Annotated in this window: 24 protein-coding genes; 6 read left to right on the top strand and 18 right to left on the bottom strand. The window is 62.3% G+C overall.

All coding sequences use genetic code 11. The features are described from left to right. Positions 1-2: 2 nt before the first annotated feature. From KYT97_RS21680 to KYT97_RS21625, 12 genes are read right to left on the bottom strand one after another with little or no spacing between them, the layout of a single operon-like run. Positions 3-926 carry an SDR family NAD(P)-dependent oxidoreductase gene (locus tag KYT97_RS21680; RefSeq protein ID WP_072782768.1) on the bottom strand — a complete coding sequence of 308 codons (924 nt, stop codon included), beginning with the start codon at positions 924-926 and terminating at the stop codon, positions 3-5. A gap of 58 nt (positions 927-984) precedes the next feature. Beyond that, positions 985-2,055: an MDR family NADP-dependent oxidoreductase gene (locus KYT97_RS21675; protein ID WP_051730655.1), complete on the bottom strand. Its 1,071-nt coding sequence runs from the start codon at positions 2,053-2,055 to the stop codon at positions 985-987. Further along, positions 2,052-3,173, bottom strand: a complete 1,122-nt coding sequence (locus KYT97_RS21670; protein ID WP_092805798.1) for an acyl-CoA dehydrogenase family protein — start codon at positions 3,171-3,173, stop codon at positions 2,052-2,054. Before KYT97_RS21670 ends, KYT97_RS21675 begins: the two co-directional genes overlap by 4 nt. Before the next feature lies 1 nt (position 3,174). Further along, complete coding sequence (locus tag KYT97_RS21665) at positions 3,175-4,383, bottom strand: acyl-CoA dehydrogenase family protein (protein WP_033235880.1); 1,209 nt, start codon at positions 4,381-4,383, stop codon at positions 3,175-3,177. 24 nt (positions 4,384-4,407) lie between these two features. Beyond that, positions 4,408-6,615, bottom strand: coding sequence for an acyl-CoA dehydrogenase family protein (locus KYT97_RS21660; RefSeq protein WP_045066509.1), 2,208 nt, complete (start codon positions 6,613-6,615; stop codon positions 4,408-4,410). Positions 6,616-6,650: 35 nt separating this feature from the next. Next, on the bottom strand, positions 6,651-7,781 hold the full coding sequence (locus KYT97_RS21655; protein WP_219110659.1) for a steroid 3-ketoacyl-CoA thiolase: 1,131 nt from the start codon (positions 7,779-7,781) through the stop codon (positions 6,651-6,653). Then, positions 7,778-8,650, bottom strand: coding sequence for an SDR family NAD(P)-dependent oxidoreductase (locus tag KYT97_RS21650; protein ID WP_219110658.1), 873 nt, complete (start codon positions 8,648-8,650; stop codon positions 7,778-7,780). The genes KYT97_RS21655 and KYT97_RS21650 overlap by 4 nt, the downstream gene beginning before the upstream one ends. 1 nt (position 8,651) lies before the next feature. Further along, the gene (locus KYT97_RS21645) at positions 8,652-9,860 is read right to left on the bottom strand and encodes a DegT/DnrJ/EryC1/StrS family aminotransferase (protein ID WP_033235876.1); all 1,209 of its coding nucleotides are present in this window, start codon (positions 9,858-9,860) and stop codon (positions 8,652-8,654) included. 35 nt (positions 9,861-9,895) lie between these two features. Next, entirely contained in the window at positions 9,896-11,077 is a 1,182-nt protein-coding gene (locus tag KYT97_RS21640) for a lipid-transfer protein (RefSeq protein WP_033235875.1), read from the bottom strand. Continuing rightward, positions 11,074-11,484, bottom strand: coding sequence for a hotdog family protein (locus KYT97_RS21635; RefSeq protein WP_219110657.1), 411 nt, complete (start codon positions 11,482-11,484; stop codon positions 11,074-11,076). The genes KYT97_RS21640 and KYT97_RS21635 overlap by 4 nt, the downstream gene beginning before the upstream one ends. A 3-nt stretch (positions 11,485-11,487) precedes the next feature. Then, on the bottom strand, positions 11,488-11,934 hold the full coding sequence (locus KYT97_RS21630; RefSeq protein ID WP_219110656.1) for a Zn-ribbon domain-containing OB-fold protein: 447 nt from the start codon (positions 11,932-11,934) through the stop codon (positions 11,488-11,490). Beyond that, a complete protein-coding gene (locus KYT97_RS21625; RefSeq protein ID WP_033235873.1) occupies positions 11,931-12,485 on the bottom strand; it encodes an FAS1-like dehydratase domain-containing protein in 555 nt (184 codons plus the stop codon). Before KYT97_RS21625 ends, KYT97_RS21630 begins: the two co-directional genes overlap by 4 nt. 179 nt (positions 12,486-12,664) lie before the next feature. Between KYT97_RS21625 and KYT97_RS21620 the strand changes: the two genes are divergently transcribed. After that, positions 12,665-13,255 carry a TetR/AcrR family transcriptional regulator gene (locus tag KYT97_RS21620; protein ID WP_033235872.1) on the top strand — a complete coding sequence of 197 codons (591 nt, stop codon included), beginning with the start codon at positions 12,665-12,667 and terminating at the stop codon, positions 13,253-13,255. Here KYT97_RS21620 and KYT97_RS21615 read toward each other — a convergent pair. The 4 genes from KYT97_RS21615 to KYT97_RS21600 all read right to left on the bottom strand — a co-directional run bounded on the left by KYT97_RS21615 (position 13,245) and on the right by KYT97_RS21600 (position 16,306). Further along, positions 13,245-14,687 (bottom strand): MFS transporter, encoded by a 1,443-nt coding sequence (locus KYT97_RS21615; protein WP_219110655.1) that lies wholly within the window; start codon positions 14,685-14,687, stop codon positions 13,245-13,247. The two genes, KYT97_RS21620 and KYT97_RS21615, sit on opposite strands and share 11 nt — an antisense overlap. 87 nt (positions 14,688-14,774) lie before the next feature. Beyond that, positions 14,775-15,335 (bottom strand): TetR/AcrR family transcriptional regulator, encoded by a 561-nt coding sequence (locus tag KYT97_RS21610; RefSeq protein ID WP_033235871.1) that lies wholly within the window; start codon positions 15,333-15,335, stop codon positions 14,775-14,777. Beyond that, complete coding sequence (gene recR, locus KYT97_RS21605) at positions 15,335-15,955, bottom strand: recombination mediator RecR (protein WP_033235870.1); 621 nt, start codon at positions 15,953-15,955, stop codon at positions 15,335-15,337. Before recR ends, KYT97_RS21610 begins: the two co-directional genes overlap by 1 nt. A 12-nt stretch (positions 15,956-15,967) precedes the next feature. Continuing rightward, the gene (locus KYT97_RS21600; protein WP_033235869.1) at positions 15,968-16,306 is read right to left on the bottom strand and encodes a YbaB/EbfC family nucleoid-associated protein; all 339 of its coding nucleotides are present in this window, start codon (positions 16,304-16,306) and stop codon (positions 15,968-15,970) included. A 121-nt stretch (positions 16,307-16,427) separates the two neighbouring features. On the opposite strand from KYT97_RS21600, the gene KYT97_RS21595 reads away from it, so the two are divergent. From KYT97_RS21595 to KYT97_RS21585, 3 genes are all read left to right on the top strand, one after another. Then, on the top strand, positions 16,428-17,177 hold the full coding sequence (locus KYT97_RS21595) for an Rv3717 family N-acetylmuramoyl-L-alanine amidase (RefSeq protein ID WP_245005897.1): 750 nt from the start codon (positions 16,428-16,430) through the stop codon (positions 17,175-17,177). 99 nt (positions 17,178-17,276) lie between these two features. Further along, positions 17,277-17,501: a hypothetical protein gene (locus KYT97_RS21590; RefSeq protein WP_045066502.1), complete on the top strand. Its 225-nt coding sequence runs from the start codon at positions 17,277-17,279 to the stop codon at positions 17,499-17,501. Between the two features lie 6 nt (positions 17,502-17,507). After that, positions 17,508-18,986 carry an alpha/beta hydrolase gene (locus KYT97_RS21585; RefSeq protein WP_219110654.1) on the top strand — a complete coding sequence of 493 codons (1,479 nt, stop codon included), beginning with the start codon at positions 17,508-17,510 and terminating at the stop codon, positions 18,984-18,986. Positions 18,987-18,993: 7 nt separating this feature from the next. Here the strand turns inward: KYT97_RS21585 and KYT97_RS21580 are convergent, their stop codons facing one another. After that, positions 18,994-19,428, bottom strand: a complete 435-nt coding sequence (locus tag KYT97_RS21580; RefSeq protein ID WP_092805784.1) for an SRPBCC family protein — start codon at positions 19,426-19,428, stop codon at positions 18,994-18,996. Between the two features lie 260 nt (positions 19,429-19,688). Here KYT97_RS21580 and KYT97_RS21575 point away from each other — a divergent pair, with 260 nt between their 5' ends. Further along, positions 19,689-21,134 (top strand): FAD-binding oxidoreductase, encoded by a 1,446-nt coding sequence (locus KYT97_RS21575; protein WP_219113070.1) that lies wholly within the window; start codon positions 19,689-19,691, stop codon positions 21,132-21,134. Continuing rightward, positions 21,131-22,432: a class I SAM-dependent methyltransferase gene (locus KYT97_RS21570; RefSeq protein WP_033235865.1), complete on the top strand. Its 1,302-nt coding sequence runs from the start codon at positions 21,131-21,133 to the stop codon at positions 22,430-22,432. The genes KYT97_RS21575 and KYT97_RS21570 overlap by 4 nt, the downstream gene beginning before the upstream one ends. Before the next feature lie 108 nt (positions 22,433-22,540). On the opposite strand, the gene KYT97_RS21565 is transcribed toward KYT97_RS21570, so the two are convergent. Beyond that, entirely contained in the window at positions 22,541-24,664 is a 2,124-nt protein-coding gene (locus KYT97_RS21565) for a 3-hydroxyacyl-CoA dehydrogenase NAD-binding domain-containing protein (protein WP_095888102.1), read from the bottom strand. Between the last annotated feature and the right edge of the window lie 18 nt (positions 24,665-24,682).

Raw genomic sequence — 24,682 nt, 5'->3', positions numbered from 1 at the left:
CCTTACTTCAGTAGTTCAGCCGGCACCGGGGCGGGCGGGTTGAAGGTGAGATAGTCCCCAGGGAAGCCGTCCTCGTCGAGGTCGTCGGGCTGCCAGCCGGCGAGCAGACCACTGCCGTCGAGCGCATGTACGGAACGACCGAACTCTTTGAGCAGGGGCAGACTGTATGCGACACGGCCGGTTACCTCGGACGGTTCAGCAGTGCAGAGCAGGAGTGCCGCTTCGGCCATCGTGTCCTCGGGTTCGGACGGCCATCCCGGAACCGCTGCGGCAGCGTGCTCGGTTGCGACGCCACGGTTGGGCGCAAGCGAATTCACCGCAATGTTGTCGCTGTACAGCTCCATCGCGGATCCCGTGCTGATCCGGTCCATCATCGCCTTCGTTCCGCCGTACAGAACTGATCCGGCCAGCGGATGCGGCGCAAAAGGCGGCCCGACGCGTGGCCCGGCCTGCCGGGACGAGATGTTGACGATCCACCCCGCGCCGTTCGCGCGCATGCTCGGGATGACCGCCTTCATCAGGTCCCAGGTGTTCCACACGTTCGTTTCGACGGAGTCGTAGAACCACTCTCGCGGCATGTCCGCAAACAGTGTCTCGTAGCGCCGCGACGCAGCCACGTTGTTGACGAGGATGCTCACCGGTCGTCCGAAGCTGTCCTCGATCCGCGCGATCAGTGCGGCGCGATCGAGTTCAGGAGTCCCCAGATCGACGGCAAAGCTTTTCGCGGTTCCTCCTGCCGCATTGATCAATCCGACGGTTTCCTCGAGCGAGCCTTGCAGGCTTCCGTCGCCGGCACGCAATGTGCGCGAGACCGCCGCGACCGGTATCCCCTCTGCTGCAATGCGTCTCGCAATCGCCCGGCCGATTCCCCGGCTGGCTCCCGTGACGACCGCGAGGCCTGTGAATCTGGTGCTGTCATTCGTCATGCGTTACACCTTCCATTTCCCCGACCACCGTGTCGGGCTGGGTTCCTTGACGCGTCCGCTACCGCAGAACTTGCGGCAGAGGACCAAGTTGTACAAGCTGACGGCCGCGGTTCCGGCCGGTCAGTACGTTTTCCAACGCCTGCGGGGCATTCTCCAACCCGTCTACGACGTCCTCGCGATAACGCAACCGCCTTGCGTCGAGTTGTTCGATTGCCCACTCGCGGTAGCGCGGATAGTGCTCGTAATGGTCGTACACCACAAAGCCTTGAATTTTCAGTCGCTTGCGAAGAACCGGGCGCAGTGGTGGCCCGAAGTCGGCTTCGGCGCCGTTGTACTCACTTGCCATGCCGCACACCACAACCTGACCGAAGTCGTTGAGCTGCTCGAACACCGCGGCCAGCGTCTCACCGCCGACATTGTCGAAATACAGGTCGACGCCATCCGGGCAGGTCCTCGCCAGTCCCGCAGCGATCGTCTCGTCAGTCCGATCGATGCAGTCTGCAAAACCGAGTTCGTTCACGACGTAGGCGACCTTGTCACCACTTGCGATGCCGACGACGCGGGCGCCGGCCAGCGCAGCCAATTGTCCGGCCACCATCCCGACGGCGCCACCCGCAGCCGAGATCACCACCGTCATACCGGCTTCGAGCGTCGACGCGAAGTGCAGTCCGCAGTACGCCACAAATCCCGGCCTACCGAGTACTCCCAGTTCCGCTTCCAGTCGAAATCCCGGACGTGGCTCCAACAAGTCCAGGTGCTCGCCTCGGACCGTGTGAAAGACCTGCCACGTATTTCCGCCACGAACCAGGTCCCCTGGCACAAAATCCGGGTGGCGTGACGTGACAACCTCACCAACCAACGCACCGTCGAGGCCTGCCTGCGGAGGGCTCACCCCTGCCAGCACGATGTCGCCGATCCCGGCCACCGCTCCGAGCGGTCCTGGGCGTCCGTCAGCGGACGGTAGGCGCCGCCTGGCGCTGGGATCGATCGCCAGATAGCAAGCCCGGAACAACACCTCACCGTCTTGCGGCTGCTGAATTGAAGCCTTCTCGACCGAAAAGTCTTCCGCCTGTGGAAGACCCTGTGGTGCGCGCAGGACGCGCACCGCCAGGTTCTCCCCCGTGGTCATACAGGTGCGCCGATCGAAGCACCCTTCTCCAGAACATTGCCCAGTTCCATGCCGATCGCGCCCGCGCTTCCCAGGGAGAAGGCGATCTGACGCCCCCACAGGAAGTAGCGATGGATCGGGTAGTCGACATCAGCGCCGATACCGCCGTGCAGATGCTGCGTTGCGTGAACAACTCGGAGTCCACCGCGCGATGCCCACCACTTGGCCACCAGTGCAGCAGCTTCCGCTTCACTCTCCACTCCGGTGTCCATCAGCCAGGCCGCGCGTTGCGCGGTCAGTCGGATGCTCTCGGTATCGAGATACGCGTCGGCGGCCCGGACGGACACAGCCTGGTTGGTGGAGATGGGTCGACCGAACTGGATACGCTCCGAGGTGTACTTTGCTGCCATGGCCAGCGCCTCTTCGCACACCCCAACAGCCAAGGCTGCCAGAGCAACCCGTGCTCGGCGCAGCGTCCATTCGTAAGTGGCAGTGCCGTCGCCAGGCAGAACGTCAGCGGCGCTGACGGTGGCCCCGTCGAACTGCACAGTGCTGTTACTTTCACGGTTTGTCACGTTCAACGTGGTGCGCGAAAGACGATCGGTGCGCACGATCATCACGCTGGTTCCGCCGTCGGGCATCGCCACCGGAACAACCACAGCGTCGGCAACGTCAGCAGCGGACACCGAATCGACGGTTCCGCGCAGCGTCCATCCGTCACCCGTTGCCTCTGCCCGCACCCGCAGGTTGGCACCGTGTCCGATGTCGAACGCGCCGGTGACAATCACGGAACCGTCGAGCAGTCCTGGAAGCCACGATGCTTTCTGCTCTTCGCTGCCGAACTCTGCGATCGGCAGCGCCGCCGTTGCGACGACCGACCACAGCGGTACCTGCGCAACGCGTCGACCCTGCTGCTCGAGAACTGCAGCGAGCCCAAGCATTCCGAGCCCCGCGCCGCCCACCTCTTCGGGCAGGGCGATTCCCAGAACGTCGGAATCGGCCAGCACCTTCCACAGGTCGGCGTCGAAGCCGCCTGCACTCTCCACCGTACGTAGTCGGTCGACTCCGGACTTCGCAGCAAAGATCGATTCACTCAGATCCCGCACCGCGGACAGATTGTCGTCGAATTCGAATTCCATGTCAGCTCTTTTCGTTCGGTGTTGCAGCCGGGCGACGACGCGCAGCAAGCGTCATACCCAGGCACTTGGCCGCGACAATTTCACGCATGACTTCGTTGGTGCCACCGCCGAAGGTGTTGTTCTGAGCGCGTCGGCCGAGGTTCTCGACGCGGCCTTCGAGCACTGCACCCGGAGTTCCCGGACGCAGCAATCCCTTGGCTCCCAGCACTTCCTGCAGCATTCCGTACGTAGTCACGACGGCTTCGGTGCCGAAGATCTTGGCGGCAGCAGAATCACCACCGCCCAAGGTGTTTGCGGCAACGTCGGCAACGAGTCGCAAGTTCATCAGATCGGCTGCACTGAGCAGCGCGTAGACCTCTGCCAGCTTTTCCCGGACCCATGGGATGTCGTAGACGTGGCCGTCACCGGCCGGTTCCGTCTTCGCCCACTCGACCACCTCGGCAAAAAGCTCGTTGGCGATACCACCGCGGGCGGCCAAGGCAACCCGCTCGTGGTTGAGCTGGTTGGTGATGAGCTTCCAACCCTGATTGAGTTCACCGACAACGTTGGTGAGCGGTACCCGCACATCTTCGTAATAGGTTGCCGAGGTGCTGATTCCGCCAACGGTGTGGATTTCCGTAACGGAGAATCCGGGAGCGCTTGTCGGTACCAGTACCACCGAAATGCCCTGATGTGTCGGAGCATCCGGATCGGTGCGCACGGCCAGCCACACCCAGTCGGCAAAGACGCCGGCGCTGGTGAAGATCTTGTTGCCGTTGATGACAAGCTCGTCACCCTCGATGCGAGCTCGCGTTTCGAGAGCAGCGAGGTCGGTACCGGCGTTGGGCTCGGTGTAGCCGATGGCAAAGATCAACTCGCCGGCCAGGATCGGGCGCAGGAAGAAGTCCTTCTGCGCCTGGGTTCCATGCTTGATCAACGCGGGGCCAACCGTGTTCAGCGTGACAAGCGACAGCGGTGCATTGGCGCGAATCACCTCGTCGTAGAACACGTACAGAGCTTCGGGGTTCTCCCCGCGGCCACCGAATTCTTCCGGCCACCCCAAGCCCAACCAGCCGTCCTTGCCCATCTGGCGCAGGATGCGATCGAAGACGGGTCCGCCTTCGGTCTGATCGACCAACGCGCGGCGATCCTCGTCGTTGATGATTTCGGCGAAGTACGCGCGCAATTCCTTGCGCAGAGTCTTCGACTCCTCTGACAAATCCAGGTACATGGGTAAGACTCCTCGAGAATATGGCTAGGAGCGCGGCAGGCCGAGAACGCGCTGCGCGATGACATTGAGTTGAATTTCGACGGTTCCGCCGCCGAAGAGAATCGATGGCAAACCGATGTGATCGATGCCGTAGTTGGCACGGGGATCGACCACTGCCGCACGTGGTCCCAGCAAACGGAGCAGATCTCGCGAACCCTCACGCTGGGCCAGTGCGTTGTATACCTTGGAGACGCTGATCTCGGCGCCGGGTTCTTGACCGGCCAGTCGGGCCGAAACGCCGCGCAGGTTCATGGCGGATAGTGCCAGTTCGCGAGAAATACTGCGCCCCAGACCTTCCACTGCATCCTCGCGCGAGCAGTCGTGACTACCGTCGGCGATAACCTGACGGAACTGCTCACTCGAACCGTGATGCAGACGCGAACCCATGCTCAGACGTTCGTTGGACAGTGTGGTCGCTGCAAGCTTCCAGCCCTGTCCCGGTTCGGCAACCAGGCACTCGTCCGGGACGAACACGTCGTCCAGGAACACCTCGTTGAACTCCGACTTGCCGGTGGACTGCTTGAGCGGCCGGACGTCGATGCCCGCCGACGTCATGTCGACCAAGAAGTACGACAGCCCACGATGTTTCGGAGCATCCGCGTCGGTGCGGGCGAGGCAGACGCCCCAGTCCGCTTCGTGCGCACCCGAGTTCCAGACCTTCTGCCCCGAGATGACCCAGCCGCCGTCCACCTTGCGCGCCTTGGTGCTCAATCCGGCCAGGTCGGAGCCTGCTCCCGGCTCGCTGAAGAGTTGGCACCAGATGATGTCTGCGCGCAGAGTCGGGTCGACGAACCTGTCCTGCTGCTCGGCATTGCCGTGTTCGAGAATCGTCGGCAGCACCCATTCGCCGATCACTGTGGACGGTTGCGCCCATCCACGCGTGGCGAACTCGTGAGCGATCACTGCCTGTTCCTGGGGACCTGCCCCCAAACCGTAGGGTTCGCGGTAATGCGGGGCAACAAGTTTGGCCTCGGCAAAACGAGCACGCCTGGCGCTTCCCTTGGCCGGAGCCCAACTCGCGTCGGTGGTTCCGTCGTCTGGCAGCAGTTCCACGTCGGCAAACACCCGACGTACTTCAGCCCGCAAGTCCGGCAACATGTCGGGATCGACAAACGAGAAGTCACGAACCGCGTCAGCAGAGCGCTCACCCAGTGTGTGTGCCCACCTCTCCTCCGCACCGACAACAGCCGCGATGCTGAGCGCGCGACGCCAGTACAGATGCGCGTCGTGCTCCCAGGTGAAGCCGACGCCGCCGAGCAACGTGACACATTCGAGTGCGTTCTCGATCCCGATCGGCAACGCCGCAAGAGCAGCCTGAGCGGAAACGAGCGTCTGCTGGTCCACGTCGTGTTCTTCCGACCTGGCTGCGTCCCAGGCTGCTGCACAGGCAATTTCGGAACGCACGAGCATCATGGCCGCTTTGTGCTGCACGGCCTGGAAGCTGCCTACCGGGCTGCCGAACTGAACCCGAGTCTTGACGTACTCGACTGCTGTGCGCAGCGCCCAACCCGCAAGCCCGCTGGCCTCGGCGGCGTACACGGTATTGACGATCAACTCGACGCGGTGCGGCGATAATCCGTCGACAATCTCCGCGGCCGACACCTGATGCTCGGTCAGAGTCAACGTGCCGATGGAGCGTGTCAGGTCGATTCCGTCCTCGACCTCCACTACCGCGGTGGCTGCCGGCGTAAGCCGGAACCACAGCGCACCTTCGCTGCTACGAGCCTGTACCAGAACGACATCCGCGCCGGGCAGGCCAAGGGCGGGGTCGGCAGTACCACTGACAGTCCACCCGGCGGCCGAGCGCTCCGCAACCAGAGAACCGCTGCAGACCGCACCGGTGGCACCATTTCCCAACTCGCCCAGCATGGTTGCCGCCGCGCTACCGGAACCGGCCGCAAGGACTCCACCGGTGATGACAGTCGGAACATACGATCCGGGGTAGAGCGTCATTCCCAACTGCTCGACGACCACTGCAAGTTCTGCAAGACCGGCACCGTCACCGCCGTATTCCTCCGGCAGATGCACCGCATGCAGACCCTGGCTGACCAACGCCTTCCAGGAATCCGGTTGCTCGCCGGCTGCGTAGCGTGTGAAATTGGCTCGGGTATCGGCAACTGCGCTGTTGCGGGCCGCAAACGCGGCTACCGCTTCGGCGAGATCACGGTGGTCTTCGAGCAGGGACAGTGCCATGGTGGGTTCCTCAATCTTCGGTTTCTACTTCGGCGTCAGATACGTTCGAGAATCAGACAGGTGGTTGCGGCCGACGCGCAGATCGCGATGAGGGCGATGGACTTGTCGCGTCGTTCCAATTCGTCGATCGCATTGGCCAGCAGACGAATACCGGTTGCCCCGGCCGGGTGACCGAGCGCAATGGCGCCACCGTTGACGTTCAGCAGGTCGTGGTCGACGCCGTGTGCTTGCGCAAAGGACATGGGCACCGAGGCAAACGCTTCGTTGACCTCGAAAAGATCAATGTCGGCGATCGTCAGGCCCGTGCGTTCCAACACGATGGACGCGGCGTCCACGGGACCGTCGAGCATGAACTCGGTGTCGCCGCCGATGACGCATTGCGCCAGTATCCGGGCCCGCGGCCGCACGCCCAGTGCCGAAGCGCGAGTTGCCGACATCAGCAGAGCAGCACTCGCACCGTCCGAGACCTGCGAAGACGTTCCAGCGGTGTGCAATCCACCCTCTTGAACGGTGCGCAGCTTAGCGAGCCCTTCCAGGCTCGACTCGCGCAGTCCCTGATCACGGTGAACCGGAGTGTCCTCCCCTGGAACCACCACGTCGATGATGTGCGAGTCGAATCGGCCGGCGTCCCACGCTGCAGCGGCCCGCTGTTGCGAGCGCAGCCCGAAGGCGTCGAGATCCTCGCGGCTGAAACCACGTTTGACGGCAATACGATCTGCTGCGGTGTACTGATCGACGGTATCGAGTGACCACGACTCGGGCCGCGGCGTTCCGAGACCGGTGCCCACCTTGTAGGTGAGCGGAGCCCGCGACATCAGTTCCACCCCGCAGGCCACACCCACGTCGACGGCTCCGATGGCAATCTGGCCCGCCAGCAACTGCACCGACTGCTGCGCGGTTCCGCACTGAGCGTCGATCGTGGTGCAGCCCGCCTTCAGCGGAAGCCCGGCATGCATCCAGGATGTCCGCACGATATTGCCGAACTGTTCGCCGAGCGGCGTGACGCAGCCACCGATGACCTGGTCGACAGCCTTCGGATCCACTCCCACCCGATCCAGCACACCGGACTGCGCATAACCCAACAGTTCCGCCGCGTGAACACCGGACAGCCATCCCTCACGCTTGCCGAACGGTGTTCGTGCTGCGTCCACGATGACGGGCTTCATGCCAACTCCTCGGTTCGTAATGCTGTCAAGTCCGGTAGTGCTGTTGTGTCCGGTAATGCAGTTCCGTCCAGACCGCGCACGGTCAAGGCCCACTCGTCGATCAGGTCCAAGCTGACGCACGAACGCGCGGTGAACTCGGTGTCGCAATCACACAGCGCCGTGACCGCTTCCACCATTTGTTCCATAGATTCGACCTGATCCGGCCGAATAGTCTCACCGACCAGGACCCTTGCGCCCTCACTGAGCACCGCTGCCCGCGGTTCGATCGTGTTGACGCGCACGCCCTCGCCGTAGAGTTCGACACCCATTCCGTTGCTGATGCGGTTCAGCGCGGACTTGGAGGCGCCGTACACGGTCATCGCGGTTCCCGGTTCGATCAAGGAGAACGGCGGACCTTGCCACTGTTTCGTGGTTCCACTGGACACATTGACGATCCAGCCGTACCCGTTTGCCACCATGCCGGGTATCACGGCTTGCATCAGGTCGAGTGGCGCGTGGACGTTTGCCTCGAAGACCACACGCCGCCGACGGAGCGGGTACTCGGACAGCGGCGCGTATATCGCTGCTGCCGCGTTGTTCACCAAAATGTCGATAGTCCCGCCGAGCTTCTCGATTGCCTGAGCCACGACGGTGTCGCGCTGCTGCTCGTCGGTCAGATCCGCGACCACTATCTCGACCTTGGTTCCGTACTTCGCAATTCGAGCGGCAGTCTCCTCGAGACTGCCAGGCAGGGTCGCGTGGGCACCGAGCGTCCGAGCCACGAGGGCCACGTCGGCACCCTCCGCTGCCAGTCTTTCTGCGACGCCCGCACCGATTCCACGACTGGAACCGGTGACAAGCGCCCGGCGGCCGTCAAAGCGCCTCGTCATGCTATTTGAACTTCGAGGCGAAGCGATTGATGCTCTCCGCAATCCGGGCAACTTCGTCGTCACGTAGGCCGTGACTCATGCCGAGTGTCATTCCTCGGGCAAAGACCGCGTCGGCTTCCGGCAATCCTTCGGCCGGCTGACGGAACTCGATGTTGTTCATCATCGGGTGACGAGTGACGTTGCCGCTCCACACAGTTCGGGTGTCGATGCCGTCGGCCTCGATGGCTTCCTGCAGGTCGCTACGCGTGAATGGTGCGTTCTCGTTGATCATCACGGGGTAGCACAGCCACGCCGTATCGAGACCGTCGAGTTCTACCGGCGTCGTGAAGAATTCGGGGTGAGCACCGTACGCCGCCGTGAAAGCAGCAAACGTGGCCTTACGCGTCTTGTAGTTCTCTTCCAGCTTGTCGAGCTGCACGACGCCATAGGCTGCGCCGAGCTCGGAGGGCTCGAAGTTCCACGACATGAGCTCGAAGATGAAGTCGTTGTCGTAGTCGACGCCGTCGAGTGTTTCACGGAAGACTCGACCGGACTTGGTGCTGCCGAACAGGTTCGGCTCGCTACGACGGCCCCAGCGGCGAAGCAGCAGAGCCTTGTCGCGGCTGGCTTCGTCGTCGACACACACCATTCCACCGGTTCCCGCGCACGTGATGATGTGTGCCATGGAGAAGCTGGTGACAACGATGTCTGCCCGGGAGCCGGTCGGAGTGCCGCGGAGCGTGGCTCCGATCGCATCACACGAATCTTCGATCACCTTGAGCCCGTGGCGATCTGCGATATCGCGAATGACGTCCCAGTCCGGGCAGTTGCCGGCCAGGTTCGGCATCAGGATGGCACCGGTCTTCTCGGTGACCATGGCCTCGATCTTGGTGACGTCGACGTTGAACGTGTTGGGTTCAACGTCCACGAACACCGGCACCAGGCCGGCACGCACGATCGGCGCGATGTCGGTGGAGAACGTCAACGGCGATGTGATGACCTCGCTACCGGCGGGGAGTCCGAGCAGCTCGACTGCCAGGTACAGACCCGAGGATCCCGAGTTACACATGACGCCGAACTTCTTGCCCGCCAAGGCCGCGATGCGTTCTTCCATCTCGAAGACGTTCTTGCCGATGCGCAGGCCCTGGTGCCCGCTGCGCAGTACGTCGACAACCGCCTGTATTTCTTCCTCGCCGTGGGTGGCCCTGGCGTAGGTGATCCGCTCGCTCATCTTTGTTCCTGCTTTCTCGAATATGTGCGGCAGATTCAGCGATCTGCCGAGAGGACGAGCGCACTGTGCGGGACGGGAGAACCGCCGGTCACGAGCACGTTGTCCAGAGTTTTGGTGGGTTGGTTGGTGGAGGTTCCCCGGATCAGCCGAACACCTTCGGCAATTCCGTTGACGCCGTGGATGTATCCCTCACCGAGTTGACCGCCGTGTGTGTTGATCGGCAGACGGCCGTTCAGTTCCAGATTGCCGTCGGCAATGAAGTCCTTGGCCTCGCCGCGTCCACAGAAGCCGTACTCCTCGAGCTGCAGCAGCACCATCGGAGTGAAAGCGTCATAGAGAATCGCGGCGTCGATGTCGTCCGGGCCGATACCGGCCTGGTTCCACAACTGACGAGCGACCAGTTCGACCTCCGGCATGCTGTCGATGTCGTCACGGTAGTAGCTGCTCATCGAAATCTGTTGTGGACCAACACCTTGTGCTGCTCCGGTGATGATGGCCGGCTTGTGCGGCAGATCCCGTGCGCGCTCCGCACTCACGATGACCAACGCCTGCCCGCCGTCGCTCTCCTGGCAGCAGTCCAGCAGACGGATCGGATCGGCGATCATGCGCGAGTTCTGATGATCCTCGATCGTGATCGGCCGCTCGTAGAACCAGGCTTTGGGGTTGTTGGCAGCGTGCTTGCGTGAGAGGACCGAGATCTGCCCGAAATCCGCACTGGTTGCACCGTACTTGTGCATGTAGAGCTTGGCCAGGAACGCTTCCTGCTGAGCGGGAGTGAGTAATCCGTACGGGTTGATCCAGTTCCGGTATTCCTGGTCGGTGGTCTGGTTGTACGCAAAGGCGGGCGGACCGGCCCCGAAGCGATGCCCGGAACGCTCGTTCATGGCGCGGTAGACGACCACGACGTCGGCAACACCGCTCGATACGGCCAGTGCGGCCTGCTGAACGGGCGCACACGCGCCGCCACCGCCGTGCGGGATCCGGCTGAAGAAGCTCAGTTCCGGGATACCGAGGGCGCGCGCGACGGCGATCTCGGGGTTGTTCTCCATGGTGAACAGCGAAAATCCGTTCACCTCTTCTGCCTCGATCTGAGCGTCGTCGAGCGCCGCGATCACCGATTCGCACGCCAACTGCCATTCGCTGCGCCCGGAATTCTTGGAGAACTCCGTCGCTCCGATGCCGGCGATTGCCGCTGCTCCGGAAAATCCTCGACTCATGCCGACACTCCTTCTACCGGTGCCACGGTCACCTTGGCACTGACGTGTGTTCCTCGTTCGTTGCGTCCGACCACGGCGATCGTGACGGCCGAGCCGTCCTTCTCCACTACCTCGCCCGTGAAGGTCATCGTGTCACCGGGAAAGTTCGGAACTCCCAGCCGCAGTGAAGTTTTGACGATCCGAGAATTCGGTCCGGACCAATCGGTGATGTACCGGTCGACGAACCCGTTCGTGGAGTTGATGCTCATGAAAATGTCCGGGGTGCCACGTTCCTGAGCCTTGCCAGGATCGTGGTGCACGTCCTCGAAATCCTGCGACGAGATGGCCGCCGCGACAATGAGCGTCCGGTCCAGCGGCAGTTCGAGTGTGGGAAGGTTCGAGCCCACATCACACTGGGGAAAGGTCATCTCTCAGGCCTCCCCGCGGCGCCGAAGCTGCGGCAGGATCTCACCGTGAGCGTGCTCGGAGAAGCCGACTTCGAGTTCCATGCCGAATACCAAGTCGTCGTGGTCGATTCCGGCGATGTCGGCAACCAGACGGGTCCCTTCTTCCAGGTCGACCAAGCCGACGGCAAGCGGGTACTCGAAGGCGGGATCCTTGGGGTGGTGAATCACCGTGAAACTGTGCAGTGTGCAGCGACGCGTGGATTCGACTGTGTCCCAACTGAACGAACGGCACGACGGGCAGGCGGGCGCAGGTGGGTGGCGAAGCGTCTTGCAGTCGGCACAACGCTGAATCTCGAGACGGCCTTCCTTGGCTGCCTCGAAGAAGAAGTCGTTGTCTCCGGTGACGGTCAGCCCCGGCACCGAGGTCCGGGGAACAGGTACTGCGTTTGTCGATGTTTCGGCCGCGCTCATGCGGGCACCTCCTGCGTGTCGGGGTTGAACCTCAAGATCCGAAATCGCTCTTCCACCAAGGTCTTGCCGTTGCCGTCGACGTAGTTCTTGAACAACGTGATGAAACAGCCGTGCCCGAGGCCGGTCTGCTTGAAAGGCGATATGGACTCGATCGTGAAGTGAGCGGTGACGTGGTCGCCCGGATTCAGTTCCGCGAAGTACTCCTGCTCCACATTGGTGGCGACAACCGAGGTGTAGCCGGCTTCGTCGAGCAGTGCGAGTAGGCGTGAGTAGGAAAAGTCCTCGGTGACGCCGTCGGCGCGGAGCTGCTGAACCTCGCGATAGCGCCGGTACCCGGACATCACCCAGGTCGAGATCATCGCGGGCGGGCAGACGACGTCGCGCCTACCGGTCGCCCTGGCCGCATCGGCGTCCACGTAGACCGGGTTGTTGTCCTCGTGTGCTTCCACCCAGTTGCGAATCATCGCCTCGTTGACGGCGTAACGCGCAACTCGTGGCGGTTCGGCCTCCGTCCCGATGAATTGCGGGAACTGTGCCTCCAAGCTCTGCACTGAAACCTCCAGTAGGGTTAGAGTTGATCAAGCGCTTGATCCTGAAGTTAGCATAGGAGCCGGAAAGTTGAAATACGGCGCCGGATCACACCTGATCGGGTACGAACTCAGGCCGTCAGGCAGGATTGCTCGAAAGAGAACACCTGCCCGAAACGGGACAGATCAGCAGCGGAGAGCATGTGGCAGCCACACCCGATCGTCGAGACACAATCTTGGAAAGCTCGGCCGAACTGTTCGCGAAGAAGGGCGTCGCATCCACGACGGTCCGCGATATCGGCGAATCAGCAGGCGTGTTCTCCGGCAGCCTGTACCACTACTTCAAATCCAAGAACGCGATTGTCGCCGAACTGCTCCGGGTCTTCATGGCGGATATTCAGGAACGGTTCAACCAGGTCGAGCGATCGGCCGACGGGCCGGAGGCGGTGTTGCGGGGCCTCATCCGGGAGACCTTGATCGTGATCGAACTTCACCCGCACCCCACCGCGATCTACCAGAACGAACGGACATACCTTCGCGACAACGATCTGCTGCAGTCCGTCGACGGCCCCTCTCGCGAGGTTCGCGAGCATTGGCTCAAGGCCATTGCGGAAGGCGTCGAACAGGGGATCTTTCGCAAGGACATCGCCCCCGAGATCTTCTATCGGTCGGTGCGCGACACCTTGTGGTCGACAAACCATTGGCCGGACCGCCAGAAGTACACCACCGAGGAGTTTGCCGATCTGATGATCACGCTCTTCCTCTCCGGTTTCCGAATCCCGCCTAAATCCTGAGTTCCGGCAGCTCGATATCGATCGAGGTGCGGCCTTGCGGGAGCAGGAACGACACTCCGAAGACAACCACCGCGCACGCAGCGCACACCAGATAGGCGACGGCAAAACCTGCCCACGACGTCGAATGCTCACTACCGGCGACAACATAAGCGGCCAGGATAGTTGCCACCGTCGCACTGCAGAGAGTGCTGCCGGAGGTACGCAACAACGAGTTGACCCCGTTTGCCGCCGCAAGGCGCTGACGCGGCACCGCTACGAGAATAAGCAGCGAGAGGGTGCTGTAGACGATCGCGGTTCCGATAGCCGTAATGAACAACGCGACAACCACTCCCCACAGGGGTTTACCCGCAACAGCGTGAATTCCGTAGCCACCGGCAAGAAATGCAGCGCCGGTCAACATCGCTGTACGCGAACCGAATCGGTCGGTGATGCGCACGGCGACCGGCGAGAACAGAACCATCGCGATGCTGGCGGGAATCTGGCACAGCGCCGCGGCGATGATGGTCAACCCGTATCCGGCCCCAGGACCCTGTGCGCCTTGCAATAACTGCGTGGTGATCAGCGTGTTCCCGAAGAACGCAAAGCCGACCAGAAGCGCGGCGATATGCGGGATCAGCACCGCACGCTTGACCAGCGCGCGAACATCAACCAGAGGGTTGACGTTGCGTCGTTGCTGAAACACCCAGAGCGTGAAGAGAAGCGCCGACGACAACAGCATCGAGATCACCGAACCGCTCGCCCATCCCCAACTGCTGCCCTGTGTCATCGGGACAAGCAGCAAGACGAGCGCGGCGCTCAGGCCCACCGCACCGACCCCGTCGAAGCGGCCGGACGGACTGACTTCCGACTCACGGATGAACAACCCGGCGGCAAGAGTCACCGACAACCCGATTGCAGTGGTGATCCAGAACAGCACATGCCAGTTCGAGTATTGAGCGATCATCGCCGAGAACGGAATACCAAGGGCAGTACCAACTCCGAGCGTCGAACTCATCATGGCGACGGCGCCGTTCACCTTGTTCCGGGGCAGTTCGTCGCGCAGCAGGGAAATTCCGATGGGGATGACAGCGGCGCCTGCACCTTGGAGAGCTCGCGCGAAGATGAGCACGGAGATATTCGAGGACACCGCGCACAGCATCGATCCGAGCGTCATCAAGAAGAACGCGACCAACAACATTTTCTTCTTGCCGAACATGTCGGCCAGACGCCCGAAGATGGGCGTGACGACGGCGCCGACCAGAAGTGTCACCGTCACAAGCCAAGACACCGCGGTGCGACTGGCGCCGGTGAAGTGCGGAAGTTCGGGAAGCAGCGGAACTATGACGGTTTGCAAGACGGCCTGAAAAACAGCGCCTGCGGAAACGATGGGGAACAGGAAACGGGAGCGCGCTACAACCGGTGGGACTGCTGGTGCACGGTCCAGCGTCGTCAACCTACCGCCACCTGTTCTCTAATAGTAAATATCCGTTCACCTACAGTAGGTGAACGGATATTTACCCCGCAAGTACAGTGACTACGATCACCCGTCGAGAAGTTTCTGCACCAACGGCGCATAAATCGCGACAACCTCGGCCTGAGTGCCCGTCGCGTGACCGGCCAACATCCGTCGACGCATGACGGCCACTCCGGCCACCATCGACATCGCCAATTCGGCGCGTAGTCGCGCGTCCGGCCCCGACAACCGAGCGGCCAGCGCGTCGATCATCTGCGTCGAATAGTTCTCACGCAGTTTGCGGTTGCTTTCCTCACTCACCCCACTCATGAAGAGCAGGCTCACCGACAACGGCTTGTACGGTTCCTGCGGTTTGGTGAACAGCGACACCATCCGCTCACCGAGAGAATCGTTCGGAGCGTCGAAAACGGTATTCGCCGCCGCCCGGAAGTCGACCAACTCGTCGTACAACTGCTCTTTCGAACCGAAGTACTTGATGATGAGCGGTGCGCTGACCCCGACGTCTTCCGCGATGTCCTTGAGCGTGATTTCTCGATAGGGCCGCGTAGCGAAGGCCTTGCCGGCAGATTCCATGATCTGCGCGCGCGTCTCCTCCGAACTACGACGCCCCGACCGTGTACTCGTCATCAGGCGTTCCTGGACAATTCGCGGCGTCCGGACAATGCCCTGCCCAAGGTCAGCTCATCCGCGAATTCGAGATCGCCACCCATCGGCAGACCGGAAGCCAAGCGCGAGACCGTCAAACCCGGAATGTCGCGCATCATCCGAACCAGATACGTCGCCGTTGCCTCCCCCTCGGTGTTGGGGTCGGTCGCGATGATCACCTCGGACACGTCCACGCCATCCTCTTGGTTTGCGATGCGGGCCAACAACTCCCGAATGCGGAGCTGATCCGGCCCGACGCCGGACAACGGATTGAGTGCTCCACCGAGAACGTGATAGCGCCCCTTGAACTCCCTTGTCCGCTCCACCGCCTGAACGTCTTTCGGTTCTTCTACGACGCAGATCACCGTTCGGTCGCGACGAGAATCCGCGCAGATCCTGCACTTCTCCTGATCGGACACAGTTCCGCACACCGTGCAGAACTGAACGCCGTCGCGGATGCGCTGCAGTGCATTCTTCAACCTGTCGATCTCCGGCGGTTCAACCGACAGAAGATGAAAGGCGATGCGCTGGGCGCTCTTGGGACCGACCCCGGGAAGTTTCCCGAGTTCGTCGATCAGATCCTGAACGGGACCTTCGTACACGCGGACTCGTCTCTAGAAACCGGGGAGACCGGGAAGGCCTCCGCCGAGTCCGCCGGCCAAGGGGCCGAGCTTCTCTGCTGCAACATCCTGAGCCTTGCGCGATGCGTCTTCGATGGCGCCGATCACAAGATCCTGCAGGGTTTCGACATCGTCAGGGTCGACGACCTTGGGATCGATCTGCAGACCGACCACCTCACCGGTGCCCTTGACCGTGGCAATAACCAGTCCGCCACCGGCCTGGCCGGTCACCTCCGCCTGAGCCATTTCCTGCTGCGCAGCCATCAACTGCTGCTGCATCTGCTGAGCCTGAGCCAGCAATGCGGACATATCGGGTGCTCCACCTGGTTGCACGTGCGGTCCTTTCTCCAGTGTTATCCCCACCAGCGTAGTCGGTGCGCGCTACCGTGAGCGGGTGCGCCGAAACCCGTCAGAGATCACAAAACTGCCTAATCGTCGTAGCCTCACGCTTGGTGTGGCTCTCGCAGCTACCTTGATCACCGCTGGATGCACTATCCCGACGGGCACAGCCGAGAGCGCCGCTGCGGTCACACCGGCGGCTGCGCCCGCTACCGAACCACTAATCGGCAAAGTCGTCTTCCTCGATCCCGGACACAACGGCGCAAACGACGACACCATCGACACCCAGGTCCCCACCGGCCGCGGCGGCACCAAGAACTGCCAGACCACCGGTACCAACACCGACGCCGGATTTGCCGAACACACCTTCAACTGGGAAGTCACAAGCCTGGTCAAGAGTGAACTCGAAGCCGAAGGCGCCACCGTCCTCCTGAGTCGGCCAGACGACACGAGCGTCGGATCATGCGTCGACGCCCGAGCCGAGGCAGCCAATGCGTCCGGCGCCGACATCGTGGTCAGCATTCACGCCGACGGCGCCGACGCCAGTGCAGAAGGCTTTCACGTCTGCTACTCCGCGCCGCCCCTCAACCCCGTTCAGGCCGGACCTTCCGTGACACTGGCCGAAACCATGCGCGACTCCCTGACCGCCGCCGGACTCACACCGTCGACGTACATCGGCGAGAACGGCCTGTCGCCACGCGCAGACCTCACCGGACTCAATCTGGCGCAGCGACCGTCGATTCTCGTGGAACTGGGAAACATGCGTAACGCCGCCGAAGCCGCCCGGATGAGCAGCCCCGCAGGCCAAGCCGAATACGCCTCGGCGATCTCGGATGGCGTGCAGGCGTTTCTGACAAGCCAGTAGTCATCTTTCTGTGGACAACCTTCCTGTGGATAACCACGGCTTATCCACAGGCTGATTTCGCAAGCGCCACAGCGGCGCCGCGCCAGCTACCGTTCCGGCATGGGCACGTTCCTTCAAGCAGATCTTGATGCACTACAGCAACTTTCGACGGATCTCCAAGCTCGCGCCGACGAGGTTGCCGGAGTCGACGCCATCGCACCGGTCGCCGACGCCTATCTGTTCATGGCCGGGCGAATCTCGGCATTAGCAGACGCCACCGCCCACACCGCGCGCCTGCTCGGAGCGGCAGACCGTGACTTCGCTGCCGCGCTTCACAGGATCTGAATTTCGATGCGTCCGACTATCTCCGACGTTCACGCCTTCTCACCTGAGCCACTGCGAACCGCGAGTTCCCAACTGATCGAGGCAGATCGGCGGGTCGAAGACATACTCGACGCGGCCCGACGCACGGTAGAGCGCGAATTCGACGTCTGGAAAGGCGAAGCGGCAACAGCGGCCGCCGCCGAACTCTCGGCCACACTTCGCGTGTCCGGTCGAATCTCCATTGCCGTACGAAATGTGGCGGACTGTTATGCCGGAGCGGCAAATACGCTCGGTCATGCGTACCGCGCCGTCAACATGATCGTCGACGACGCGACTCTCACACACGGTCTGATCGTCACCGACAACGGCGAGGTCTTTCCGCCGGCACCTGCAACACCGGGGAGTCTGGCAGACATTCTGCAGGCAGACCACTATGCCGGGGCTGCAGCAACTTTTGGCGTCAGACTCTCCGAAGCCCTCGATGCAGTGGAGCACGTCGACCACACGGCCGCCGTCGCATTGACAACGGCATTGGGCCAACTCGCCGAGCTTCTGGGACCTCTCGCCGCGGTTGCACTCGATCCAGTCGGCCTGCCCGACAACCCCGCCGAACTGAGCAACTACTGGAACACCCTCTCCCCCAGTGAAAAAGACGCACTGGCGCTGCGCTATCCGGCAATCGGGAATCGAGACGGACTCCCCGCGCTCGACCGCGACTACTACAACCGACGCTACTTGGAATCGATGCGCGAAGCATCGCCAAGTACCTACGCCGCCGTCGCCGCAGAGCTGCGGCCGGACATGTTCCTCCTGTCGGTGAGCCCCGACGGACACACCGCCATCGCACTCGGAAATCCCGATACCGCAGACAATGTCGCAACCCTGGTTCCCGGAACGGGGACCACCGTCGGCGGAATCGGCGGAGACCTTCAGAGAACCAGGGCGATGTACGACGCAGCCCGTGTGGCATCGCCCGGATCCGTCAACTCGGTCATTCTCTGGTCCGGATACGATTCTCCACCAACCATTCCCGATGCGGGGCTCGACCGCTACGCCGACGCTGCCGCACCCGCGCTGGACGCATTCCAGGACGGCTTACGCGCGTCCCACGACGGTCCGGCCTCTCACAACGTGGTCATCGGGCATTCCTACGGCAGCACCGTCATCGGCGCCGCCACCACCGACGGAGGCTCACTGAACGTCGACGATCTGGTCTTCGTCGCGAGCCCAGGTGTCGACGCGGAGCGCGTCGACGAATTGCGACTCGATACGACGGCGGAAGCCGATATGGGTGAACACGTCTACGCAACAACAGCATTCTGGGACCCCGTGCAGCTGATACCGAGAGCGCTCGGGATTCACGGTTTCGATCCGGCCGACCCCACGTTCGGCGCCCAGGTATTCACGAGCGCGCCAGGCTCACCGGGGTTGGCAGTGCACAGCGACTACTGGAATGCAGAAAATCCGGCCCTGAAAACTCTGGGCCGGATCATCAGCGGGAAGTGAGCAGGAACTATCCGAGTTCACGCTTGAGGTTGTCCAGCACCGTAGCCTGAATGCGCTGCAAGCCCTTGGGCGCAAACGTCCGCTCGAAGAATCCGCCGATACCCGTAGCGCCCTGCCACTGCGTCAGCGTTGTCACGGTGGTACCCGTTCCGTTGGGGGCCACGGTCCACGTGGTCACCATGCTGGAATTGGCATCCTTCTCCGTGATGACGTTGCCCTCGACCGTGACCGTCGCCTTGACGTTGCGCGAACGCTTTTCCGTCGCTTTGAGGGTCCACTCTGCAACTGTTCCGTTGCCCTGGCCACCACTGAGCACCTTGTAGTCGAGGTACTGCTCCGACAGAATGCGCGGGCGCACGGTCTCGTAATCGGAGAGTGCCGCGAGCACCTGCTCCGGTGCATGTGGAACGACCGTCGAACTCATTGCGTTGACCTGACCCATTACCCGTACTACTCCTCAGTTGACTACCTGCATGCTGCACAGACCCTTGTTTCCATACTGCCTGTTCCGGCCCGGTATCTCGACTATCGACCAGATCATGTGAGCTGGTTCACTATCGGTGCCGCAAATCCGCGACCGTTTGCAACAACTCGATCAAATTCCCGCAAATCGACCCCTACCGATGGCCCCCAGCAACCGCTAGGGATAGCGTCGAGGTTGTGACTCTCTCGTTCAATGGGGTAGTTCCGAAGTTTTCCAGGATCCGGGCAGGTAAGCGTCCGGGTTCCGACGGCGCGCGCGAAACCGGTTTTGCGCAGCACCGGGAAGGTGTTGCGCGACTTCTCGCGTCGTATCACGCGATACCCCCCGATGGTTCGGTCCGACTGGCCAAGAAGACCTCCAACCTGTTCCGGGCCCGTGCCAAGTCGTCGACTCCCGGCCTCGACGTCAGCGGGCTCACCGGTGTGATCGCCGTCGACCCGGTGGCGCGGACGGCAGACGTCGCCGGCATGTGCACGTACGAGGATCTTGTCGACGCCACGCTTGCGTACGGGCTCGCGCCACTTGTCGTGCCCCAGCTCAAGACCATCACGCTCGGTGGCGCCGTCACCGGGTTGGGAATCGAATCCACGTCCTTCCGAAACGGATTGCCGCACGAATCCGTTCTGGAGATCGACATCCTCACCGGAAACGGCGAGATCATCACCGCCACACCTGACGGTGAACACGCCGAACTGTTCTTCGGTTTCCCCAATTCCTACGGCACCCTCGGCTATTCCACGCGGCTCAAGATCAGCCTCGAACCGGTGAAAAAGTATGTAGCCCTGCGCCATCTGCGTTTCGATTCATTGAAAGCACTCGAAACCACGATGGACCGCATCGTCACCGACCGGGAGTACGACGGCGTCGCGGTCGACTACCTCGACGGTGTCGTCTTTACCGATGCCGAGAGCTACCTCACGCTCGGAGTTCAGACCGACGACGATGGGCCGGTCAGCGACTACACGGGACAGAACATCTTCTACCGTTCGATCCAGCATCCGTCGCTGGTGCATCCCAAAACCGATCGCCTCACCATCCGGGACTACCTGTGGCGCTGGGACACCGACTGGTTCTGGTGCTCGCGGGCCTTCGGAGCCCAGAACCCCAAGATCCGGCGCTTGTGGCCCAAGCAGTACCTCCGCAGCAGCTTCTACTGGAAACTGATCGCCCTCGACCACAAGTACGACATCGGCGATCGCCTCGAAAAGCGCAAGGGAAAGCCCCCACGTGAACGCGTCGTCCAGGACGTCGAGGTGCCCATCGAACGAACCGCGGATTTTGTCTCGTGGTTCCTCGAGGAAATCCCGATCGAACCGCTGTGGTTGTGCCCGTTGCGTCTTCGCGAGCCCAGTCCCGCCGGAGCCTCCGCAGCGCGGCCTTGGCCGTTGTACCCTCTCGAACCCAAGCGCACCTACGTCAACATCGGCTTCTGGTCTTCGGTGCCGATCGTTCCCGGTGAGCGCGAGGGAGCAGCAAACAGATTGATCGAGGACAAGGTCGGCGACTTCGACGGACACAAGTCCCTCTACTCGGACTCCTATTACTCGAAGGAAGACTTCGAGGCGCAGTACTACGGCGGCGACCGCTACCTGCACCTCAAGGATCGCTACGACCCCAATTCGCGTTTATTGGACCTATTTTCTAAGGCGGTGCAACGGAAATGACCACGTTCAAGGATTCCAAGAACCAAGAAAAGCTCTCCATCGCAGAGATTCTCGAGACGCTTTCCGACGGCATGCTGCCGCTTCGATTCACCGCCTACGACGGTAGTGTCGCCGGACCTGAGGATGCCGACTACGGCCTCCACCTCAAGTCGACCCGCGGAACCACCTATCTTGCAACAGCTCCCGGCGATCTCGGCATGGCACGCGCCTACGTCTCCGGCGACCTCGAAGCCGAGGGTGTTCATCCCGGCGACCCGTACGAGATCCTTCGCGTCATGGGCGACGAACTACACCTCAAGCGCCCCTCCGCACTGACGCTTGCCAGCATCACCCGCTCCCTCGGCTGGGATTTGTTGCGTCCCATCGCGCCGCCGCCGCAGGAACACCTTCCCCGCTGGCGCCGCGTCGCAGAAGGACTGCGGCACTCCAAATCTCGTGACGCCGAAGTCATCCATCACCACTACGACGTCTCCAACACTTTCTACGAGTACGTCCTCGGACCCTCGATGACCTACACCTGCGCGACCTACGAGAACGCCGAACAGACTCTCGAGCAGGCACAGGAGAACAAGTACCGCTTGGTGTTCGAGAAGCTCGGACTCCAAGCAGGCGACCGCCTCCTCGACATCGGCTGCGGTTGGGGTTCGATGGTCCGCTACGCCGCCCGCCGCGGCGTCAAGGTGATCGGCGTGACCCTCTCCCGCGAACAAGCCGACTGGGCACAGAAAGCCATCGAGGACGAGGGGCTCGCCGACCTCGCCCAGGTTCGTTTCTCCGACTACCGCGACGTCGCCGAATCCGGTTTCGACGCAATCTCTTCCATCGGACTGACCGAACACATCGGCGTCGGGAATTACCCGGCGTACTTCGAATTTCTCAAGGGCAAACTTCGCGAGGGTGGGCGTCTGCTCAACCACTGCATCACCCGACCGGACAATCGCAGCAGTGCCAAGGCCGGCGGGTTCATCGACCGGTACGTCTTCCCAGACGGGGAGCTCACCGGTTCCGGCCGCATCATCTCCGAGATCCAGAACGTGGGACTCGAAGTGCGGCACGAGGAGAACATCCGCGAGCACTACGCCCTGACCCTTGCGGCATGGTGCCAGAATCTGGTCGACAACTGGGATGTCTGCGTCGCGGAGGTCGGTGAAGGTACCGCTCGCGTGTGGGGCCTCTACATGGCCGGCTCACGCCTGGGCTTCGAGCGCAATGTCGTTCAGCTGCACCAGGTTCTGGCCGTCAAACTCGGCGCCAAGGGCGAGGCACATGTGCCGTTGCGCCCGTGGTGGAAGGGGTAGGGGCCTTCGGCTCCTGTGTGCTTTTCTCTCCCCAGAACTGAGCGAACGTACCTTTCAGCGCGTTAGATGCGCCGAAAGGTACGTTCGCTCTTTTCAGGTGGGTCTGAATCAGCCCTTCAGCGACGCCGGCGGCGTGAACCGCTCACCGTACTTGGCTGCCAATTCCTCGGCGCGAGCGACAAATCCAGCCTTGCCGCCCTCGTAACCGGTGACGAACTGGCTGACGCCACCCGTCCAGGCCGGGTAGCCGATACCCATGATGGAGCCGATGTTGGCGTCGGCCGTCGTCATGAGGACACCTTCGTCGAAGCACTTGACGGTCTCGATGGCTTCGATGAACAGCATGCGGTCGATGAGATCCTGAAGCGGTGCTTCCGTCGATCCCGACTTGAAGGCATCACGCAGACCCGGCCACAGGCCGGTGCGCTTGCCGTCTGCGTACTCGTAGAATCCGCCGCCGCCGAGACGACCGGTGCGACCACCGTCGACGAGGGTGTTGATGACGTCGCCTGCCGGATCTGCGGGCAATTCCTTGCCTTCGGCCTTGGCGGCATCCGCGCTTTCCTTGCGGATCTTCTGCATCAGAGTGAGGTTGAGCTCATCCGAAAGCTGCAGCGGCGCAGCCGGGTACCCTGCCTGCATACCGGCCTGCTCGATGGTAGCCGGTTCGATACCCTCGGCCAGCATGCCGATGGCTTCATTGATGAAGGTGCCGATGACGCGCGAGGTGAAGAAGCCGCGCGAGTCGTTGACCACGATCGGCGTCTTTCGGATGGCCTGGACGTAGTCGAATACGCGAGCCAATGCCTCGTCGGACGTCTTCTCACCGCGGATGATCTCCACCAGCGGCATCTTGTCGACAGGCGAGAAGAAGTGGATGCCGATGAAATCTTCCTGGCGCTTCACACCGGTCGCCAGACCCGTGATGGGAAGCGTCGAGGTGTTGGAACCCAGTAGCGCGTTGGGCGCAACGATGTCCTCGATCTCCTGGAACACCTTGTGCTTGAGTTCCTGGCTCTCGAAAACTGCCTCGATGACGAAGTCGACGCCCGCGAAATCGGCGGGGTCAGCCGTCGGGGTGATCTTGGCAAGAAGTGCGTCGGACTTCTCCTGCGTGGTCTTGCCACGCGAAAGTGCCTTGGCTTCAATACCTTCGGAGTAAGCCTTGCCCTTGTTGGCAGCCTCGATGGTGACGTCCTTGAGGACCACCTCGAAGCCCGCCTTCGCGGACACGTAGGCAATGCCTGCACCCATCATGCCTGCACCGAGAACGCCGACCTTGGTGATCGGGGTCTTCCCGATACCGGCGGGACGTGAGCCGCCGCCGTTGATGGCCTGCAGGTCGAAGAAGAACGCCTGGATCATGTTCTTCGCAACACGACCCGTCACGAGGGACGTGAAGTAACGAGCCTCGATGAGCATTGCGTTGTCGATGTCGACCTGCGAGCCCTCGACCGCTGCGGCCATGATGGCACGCGGAGCGGGCATGGGAGCACCCTTGAGCTGCTTACGCAGGTTCGCCGGGAACGCCGGAAGGTTGGCGGCAAAGGCCGGGGTGGACGGAGTTCCACCGGGGATCTTGTAGCCCTTCTTGTCCCAAGGCTGAACGCCGCCTTCGGGATTGGCCTTGATCCATGCCTTCGCGGCCGGAACCAGTTCCTCGACGGAACCGACAACCTCGTCGACGATGCCAACTTCCTTGGCCTCTACCGGTCCGCGCTGTTGACCCTGCAGGAGCAGGTTCAGGAGGGCGTTCTGCAGGCCGAGCAGACGGACGGTGCGCACGATGCCGCCGCCGCCGGGGAGCAGTCCGAGAGTGACCTCGGGCAGACCGATCTTGACGCCCTTGACGTCAGCGGCAATGCGGTAGTGCGTCGCGAGGGCAATTTCGAGGCCGCCGCCGAGCGCTGCACCGTTGATCGCGGAAACCACGGGCTTGCCGAGGGTCTCGAGGCGACGCAACGCGGCCTTGATGGTTCCGACCTCGGCGAAGATGTCGGGAGCCTGCTCTGGCCCGACCTTGATCATGTTCTTGAGGTCACCGCCCGCGAAGAACGTCTTCTTGGCCGAAGTGAGGACAACTCCGGTGATGGAGTCCTTCTCCTCGTACAAGCGGTCGACAGTGGCCTGCATCGACGCCTTGTACAGGTCGTTCATGGTGTTGGCGCCCTGGTTGGGGTCGTCCATGGTGAGCAGGACGATGCCGTCGGAGTCCTGCTCCCAGTTGATCATGTTGTTCTCGGTCACGCT

The organism is Rhodococcus globerulus, assembly GCF_019334125.1.
Classification (GTDB): Bacteria; Actinomycetota; Actinomycetes; order Mycobacteriales; family Mycobacteriaceae; genus Rhodococcus_F; species Rhodococcus_F globerula.
This window is presented reverse-complemented; position numbering and strand designations above follow the sequence as displayed.

Bases quoted from the DNA above. Each gene is read 5' to 3' on its own strand.
- KYT97_RS21680 (WP_072782768.1), bottom strand. From the start codon at position 926: ATGACGAATGACAGCACCAGATTCACAGGCCTCGCGGTCGTCACGGGA.
- KYT97_RS21675 (WP_051730655.1), bottom strand. From the start codon at position 2,055: ATGACCACGGGGGAGAACCTGGCGGTGCGCGTCCTGCGCGCACCACAG.
- KYT97_RS21670 (WP_092805798.1), bottom strand. From the start codon at position 3,173: ATGGAATTCGAATTCGACGACAATCTGTCCGCGGTGCGGGATCTGAGT.
- KYT97_RS21665 (WP_033235880.1), bottom strand. From the start codon at position 4,383: ATGTACCTGGATTTGTCAGAGGAGTCGAAGACTCTGCGCAAGGAATTG.
- KYT97_RS21660 (WP_045066509.1), bottom strand. From the start codon at position 6,615: ATGGCACTGTCCCTGCTCGAAGACCACCGTGATCTCGCCGAAGCGGTA.
- KYT97_RS21655 (WP_219110659.1), bottom strand. From the start codon at position 7,781: ATGAAGCCCGTCATCGTGGACGCAGCACGAACACCGTTCGGCAAGCGT.
- KYT97_RS21650 (WP_219110658.1), bottom strand. From the start codon at position 8,650: ATGACGAGGCGCTTTGACGGCCGCCGGGCGCTTGTCACCGGTTCCAGT.
- KYT97_RS21645 (WP_033235876.1), bottom strand. From the start codon at position 9,860: ATGAGCGAGCGGATCACCTACGCCAGGGCCACCCACGGCGAGGAAGAA.
- KYT97_RS21640 (WP_033235875.1), bottom strand. From the start codon at position 11,077: ATGAGTCGAGGATTTTCCGGAGCAGCGGCAATCGCCGGCATCGGAGCG.
- KYT97_RS21635 (WP_219110657.1), bottom strand. From the start codon at position 11,484: ATGACCTTTCCCCAGTGTGATGTGGGCTCGAACCTTCCCACACTCGAA.
- KYT97_RS21630 (WP_219110656.1), bottom strand. From the start codon at position 11,934: ATGAGCGCGGCCGAAACATCGACAAACGCAGTACCTGTTCCCCGGACC.
- KYT97_RS21610 (WP_033235871.1), bottom strand. From the start codon at position 15,335: ATGACGAGTACACGGTCGGGGCGTCGTAGTTCGGAGGAGACGCGCGCG.
- KYT97_RS21590 (WP_045066502.1), top strand. From the start codon at position 17,277: ATGGGCACGTTCCTTCAAGCAGATCTTGATGCACTACAGCAACTTTCG.
- KYT97_RS21585 (WP_219110654.1), top strand. From the start codon at position 17,508: ATGCGTCCGACTATCTCCGACGTTCACGCCTTCTCACCTGAGCCACTG.
- KYT97_RS21580 (WP_092805784.1), bottom strand. From the start codon at position 19,428: ATGGGTCAGGTCAACGCAATGAGTTCGACGGTCGTTCCACATGCACCG.
- KYT97_RS21570 (WP_033235865.1), top strand. From the start codon at position 21,131: ATGACCACGTTCAAGGATTCCAAGAACCAAGAAAAGCTCTCCATCGCA.
- KYT97_RS21565 (WP_095888102.1), bottom strand. From the start codon at position 24,664: ATGATCAACTGGGAGCAGGACTCCGACGGCATCGTCCTGCTCACCATG.